The following is a 4,940-nucleotide window of genomic DNA, read 5'->3' as shown; positions in this document are numbered from 1 at the left end:
GGACATCGCCTTCGAGGAGGCGGTGGGTGCTGCTTCCGATACCACGGCGGGATTGTTCACCGACGTTGCGGCCGTTGAGGCGGCCGAAGCGAAGAAACTCGCCAACGACCGCCGCGCCAAATCGCTGCTCCAGGGCTACACCGGCAATTCCTGCTCCGAGTGCCAGAATTTCACTATGGTGCGGAACGGGACTTGTGAGAAGTGCGATACGTGCGGTTCGACCAGCGGGTGCAGCTGAGGAAAGTCTGAAGCGCTAAAACGCAACATCATCGGCCCGGTCGTAAGATTGGGCCGAAATGGTAAAAGGAACAAAAGAGGAAACTCATCTAAAAAATTTAGATCGCGCACTTGTGCCAGAAACACCAAAGCCGACCCAAACTGGGCCGGCTTTGGTACCGCGAATAAGCCGGAGCCCACGCGGGGCGACGAGACCGAAATCCCATCTCCTGTGCAAAGGTATCATATGGGGAGTCGGTTCTCGGAGTCGAGGTAGCTCAGGCAACTCCAGAAGAAAGATACCTAAATGACCACCAACGAACGCAAGACTTTCGACATTGGACGAAGCTCGAAGAGCGGCCAATTCATTCCTGTGAAGGAAGCAGAGCGCCGGCCGAACACAACCACAGTCGAGCGTGTGCCCAAGCCCGGCTTCGGAGACACCAAGAACGAGCCGCCGAGCAGAAGATAACACCTTGAGTTTGTCCGTCGCTCGACTGCGGCCGGCAAACAACTTTGCCCAAGAAAGCTGCATGTGGTGTTCTTTTGTCAATGAATGCCACCATGTTGATTTTATGGACTTTTTCCAGTATTCAATTAGAATTTAATTGATTCGAAGTGACTTCAGGGTTCGCCGAGTAGGGCGGTACTATGACAGGGGGATTTTTGGGACACTGGATGCCAACCTATGATGCAATTGGAATTCATTCCCCTCAGAATAACTGAGTACAAGCCAAATCCCCGTCAGACTACGGTGCATCAAACTGGTGTGGCGCTCTGTGACGACGGATTGAGGTATTTTGTTAAAGGGATGGGCGGAGAGGTCGAGGTTTGCGCCACTGAGTGGATATGCACGTCGTTCGCAAGGTCTCTGAATCTACCCGTTCCTCCGATGAAGGTGCTTCAGACTCCAAGCGGAGCCCTTGTATTCGGCTCACAAGCGATCACGCATTGCATGAGCGACCTAGAAGCCAGCATGCTGCTTCTTGATGGTCCCGGCAATCTCAACGTGCCAGGCATCCGCAACTTGCTTTCAGCCACCTATGCTTTTGATCAGTTGATCTACAATCCTGATCGGCACGATCACAATTTTCTGTTCCAGCGGGCGGGCTTGATTGACGGTCAAGAGATCGCCAATCTGCACATAATTGACTTCGGCAGCTCAACAATCTTGAATGACAATGCCATAGTTGGGCTTGCTCAAGGCATGCCGACGGTGCAGGTCGGTAAAAAGATACGGAAAGTACACGGTTTCTCTGTGGAATTTGCCAGATCGTTCCTGGACCGGTTTCATAAAGGTCGTGCGCTTATCTGCGACAATGCAATGATAGGGCTACCAACGGATTGGTTGTCAAAAAATGCACGAACTTCGCTGATAGCTAGAATCTTGAGTCCGGAATTTGGACGCCAAATCGACGAAGTGGACGAAGGAATCCGCAGTGGTGCATATCTTTAACTACGCTCTAATTCGCTTGGTGCCATTCGCGCACCGTGGCGACGTTTTGAACGTAGGCCTAGTCGTGTTCAAGTCCGATCGCCTTGATGTGAGATTGAACGCTTCTCCCCAGTTGTTGAACTATTTCAATGTCAGTTCGCGGGCGGTTGAGTGGATTGCGACGCACCTCAGGGAGTCTGACGATCCATCAATCGAATTGGACTCTCGAGTGGCTCGACTTTCGAAGGCTACGGGCTATACACTTTCAGAGATTGGGTGGTTTACGATCGATTCAGACAATCAATACGAGCAAAGAATATCGGACATAAACTCCGAATATATTGAGAAACCAAAAGGGCAATCGGCCAAGAAGAAAGCCGGCAGCAAACTATCCAAAGACCTTCGCAAGATATTCAAGGAATACGACGTCTTTAGTGGAGATATTCACGATATCGATAGGCATCGTGTTGTGGCCAATCTTCCGGTTGGCCCATCTGGGAAGCTTCATATCGACTTCATGCTGAAGAACTCTAGATATCATGCGACTGAGACCATAGACTTTACTAACTCTGATCACGCGGGATCCGCTGAAATTAAGAATGCCGCTTTAGCTAGCGTAACCTTTCAACATGCAAAAGACACGCTGTCCAATGTAGGGATTAATTGTTACTTAGTTTTTTCTGCCACCACCTTGGTAGAAAGAGCAGTCGGCCCTGCGCTCAAGATAGCTCAAAGGGAAGCAATTGAATCGTTCAATATGGAAAGTCGCGAGGATAAGGCCCGATATCTCGATATAATTTTGAACGCCGCAGGTCATAAATCACTTTGGCGGAGTTAGTTAGTCGGCTAATTGTTTAACGCAATTGCGACTCGTCCAGCCATCTGCTCAGTCTGATTTGGCTCTTACCTTTGGCTCTTAGCCAGCCGGCGACACCCGCAACGTCTGCTCGTCAAACAACGGTTCGTCCTGGCCGATGCGGACGAACAGCAGCTTGCGCCCCTCACCTGCCGCACCTCGAAATACTGGATGCCGTCAGGCGTTTATCCCGGTCAACCGCACGGCGGACCCGGGATCTCGTCGGGGCTGCCCAGTGCTTTCAGCCCCTCGGTGTAAGGCGTCGAATTCAATGAGTTGTTTGCATCTGGCCATGCCTTCGGCCTGCCCAGATCAAAGCCTCTCAGCATGCCATCTCAGATGGTCGTCCATGAAGCTGGAGATGAAAAGATACGAGTGATCGTATCCATCCTGCATCCGCAGCTTTAGCGGAATACCTGCTTTGGCGCAGGCCGCTTCAAGCAGCCAAGGCCTCAGCCCGTCGTCAAGAAATCCGTCCGACGTTCCCTGATCGACCAAGAATTCGGGGAAACGGTATCCGTCGTCGATGAGCGACGTCGCGTCGCAGGTTCGCCACGAAGCCTCATCCTTCCCGAGATATTTCTCAAAAGCCGGTCTCGACCAGCCGGCGGTGCTTGGCTGGGCGATCGGGGCGAACGCCGAGCAGCTCTTGAAACGTTGCGGATTCTTCAAGGCAATCGTCAGCGCGCCATGCCCGCCCATCGAATGGCCAAAGATTGCCTGGCGCGCCATATCGGCTGGAAATTCAGCCGCGATGAGAGCCGGCAACTCCTCGGTGACATAGGAATACATGCGATAGTTCTTCGCATAAGGCTCTTGCGTCGCATCGAGATAGAAGCCGGCGCCGGAGCCGAACTGCCAGTTGTCTTTTTCATCCGGAATGTCGGCGCCGCGCGGGCTGGTGTCGGGACAGACGACGATCAGGCCAAGCTCGGCGGCCATGCGCCTGTACTCGCCCTTGTCCATTACATTGGCGTGGGTGCACGTCAGGCCTGAGAGATACCACACAACGGGACAAGGCGCCTCCCGCGCCTGCGGAGGTTTGAAAACGGCAAAAGTCATGTCGCAACGGCAACTCGTCGACAAATGGGAATAGACGCCCTGCACGCCGCCATGGGCTTTCGTTTGAGAGATGATTTTCATGTGTTCTCCACGTTGCGGGTCGGATGACGGTCGGCGCCACCACTGCCACCCAGCGGCAAGCACTTGCGTCCTGCCATCCTATGGTTCCTGTGTCGACGGATCTCAGCGCGGAAAAAGAACCTCGCCCATTCCGAGCACTGCGTTATCCCCGCCATATTTGCGCGGTGCGCTCCCCAGAAGCGGCCGTTTCAAAATGCCCTCGGCGATCAGATGACGATCGATGATGGCGGCGAAAACGCTCTCGGGTGCGCCACATTCGACGAAGCTCGGCGACATGCGTGCCGGCGTGCGATCGAGAAGGATCGAACCGCGACGCATCAGATAGCCGGGCATCTCGCCGGTGCCACCGGCCACCACCAAGGTGCCGGCGATCATGCGGCTGCCGGCGTGGTCGCCGGAGCCTTTCAGCACCGCGATCAGGCCGCGCCGCATGCGGTCCGCAGCGAAGGCGCCCGCCTTGCCCCTGACGATCAACACACCGCCGTTCATGCCGGCCAGTTCCCCGACGAGCGGCGCACCGAGGTGGTCGCCGGCATTGCCTGTTATCTCAAGCCTGCCGCCACGCATGCCGGAGCCGGCGTATGGACCCGCATTGCCTTCGATCGTGAGCTCCCCACCGCGCATGGCGCGCCCGGCCTGGGCGCCCGCATTGCCAACGAGGCGAACCGACCCACCCCGCATGCCTTGCGCCACAAGGTCAAGGCGCGTGCTTCCGCCTTCGAACACGATGTTTGTCGGATCGCTGCCGGCGACGCGAAAAATGTCGCCCACCTTCGATCCGTGTTTCGACATGCCGATCTGGATTCTTTCGACGTCGCGCCTTTCGATCCCGGCCAGCCGCTCCGGCGTCAGCGGCGATAGGTCAAGGCGCTCCGGCGGCTCGGCAACCAGGGTGAAGGTCAGCGCCTTCATGGCAGCATATCCTTCAGCGAGTAGATGAATTTCCCGAGCTTGCCGCCGTAATTGCCGGCGCTGATCCGAACCGCGCCTCTTTTCGGGCCGAGTTCTATGACAGCCTTGATGCCTGCCTTCATCGCGGCGGCAACTGCATCATTGGTTTCACCATCGATGACGATTTCCAGGACGGCGTTGATGTCGGGACCGAGCTCACTCGCGACGACACCGCGCAGCGTTGGCGCGTAGGCTTCGTTGGCCGAAGCGATCATGCCTTTGTATTTGCCACCTATCTTGGAACCCGAACGGGCAATGCCGCCCGGAAACGGCACGATGGCGCCAGGCACCATGCCGATCGCAGCGACCGCGGCCTCGGCAGCGGCCAAAGCGTTGGCG

At 55.9% G+C, this 4,940-nt stretch carries 5 protein-coding genes and 1 pseudogene; 3 read left to right on the top strand and 3 right to left on the bottom strand.

Annotation, left to right across the window (positions count from 1 at the left end; translation table 11 throughout):
• The 3 genes from EN939_RS20685 to EN939_RS20675 all read left to right on the top strand — a co-directional run.
• Positions 1-238: hypothetical protein (locus EN939_RS20685; protein ID WP_164751111.1), on the top strand; the 238-nt coding region annotated here is incomplete at its 5' end.
• A gap of 666 nt (positions 239-904) precedes the next feature.
• Entirely contained in the window at positions 905-1,672 is a 768-nt protein-coding gene (locus tag EN939_RS20680; protein WP_127269462.1) for a HipA family kinase, read from the top strand.
• Positions 1,656-2,489: a DUF3037 domain-containing protein gene (locus EN939_RS20675; RefSeq protein WP_164748676.1), complete on the top strand. Its 834-nt coding sequence runs from the start codon at positions 1,656-1,658 to the stop codon at positions 2,487-2,489. The genes EN939_RS20680 and EN939_RS20675 overlap by 17 nt, the downstream gene beginning before the upstream one ends.
• A 330-nt stretch (positions 2,490-2,819) precedes the next feature.
• On the opposite strand, the gene fghA is transcribed toward EN939_RS20675, so the two are convergent.
• From fghA to EN939_RS20655, 3 genes and pseudogenes are all read right to left on the bottom strand, one after another.
• A complete protein-coding gene (gene fghA / locus EN939_RS20665; protein ID WP_127269460.1) occupies positions 2,820-3,650 on the bottom strand; it encodes an S-formylglutathione hydrolase in 831 nt (276 codons plus the stop codon).
• A 102-nt stretch (positions 3,651-3,752) separates the two neighbouring features.
• On the bottom strand, positions 3,753-4,562 hold the full coding sequence (locus EN939_RS20660) for a formylmethanofuran dehydrogenase subunit C (protein ID WP_127269459.1): 810 nt from the start codon (positions 4,560-4,562) through the stop codon (positions 3,753-3,755).
• Positions 4,559-4,940: pseudogene (locus EN939_RS20655) on the bottom strand (formylmethanofuran--tetrahydromethanopterin N-formyltransferase); the annotation flags it as partial. The pseudogene EN939_RS20655 and the gene EN939_RS20660, both read right to left, overlap by 4 nt.

It is taken from the genome of Mesorhizobium sp. M7A.F.Ca.CA.002.05.1.1, assembly GCF_003998335.1.
Taxonomy (GTDB): domain Bacteria; phylum Pseudomonadota; class Alphaproteobacteria; order Rhizobiales; family Rhizobiaceae; genus Mesorhizobium.
The sequence above is the reverse complement of the archived record's forward strand: the minus strand, read 5'-3'. Positions and strand labels throughout refer to the sequence as shown.

Excerpts from the sequence above, each read along its gene's own strand:
- EN939_RS20680 (WP_127269462.1), top strand. The coding sequence starts at position 905 with ATGATGCAATTGGAATTCATTCCCCTCAGAATAACTGAGTACAAGCCA.
- fghA (WP_127269460.1), bottom strand. The coding sequence starts at position 3,650 with ATGAAAATCATCTCTCAAACGAAAGCCCATGGCGGCGTGCAGGGCGTC.
- EN939_RS20660 (WP_127269459.1), bottom strand. The coding sequence starts at position 4,562 with ATGAAGGCGCTGACCTTCACCCTGGTTGCCGAGCCGCCGGAGCGCCTT.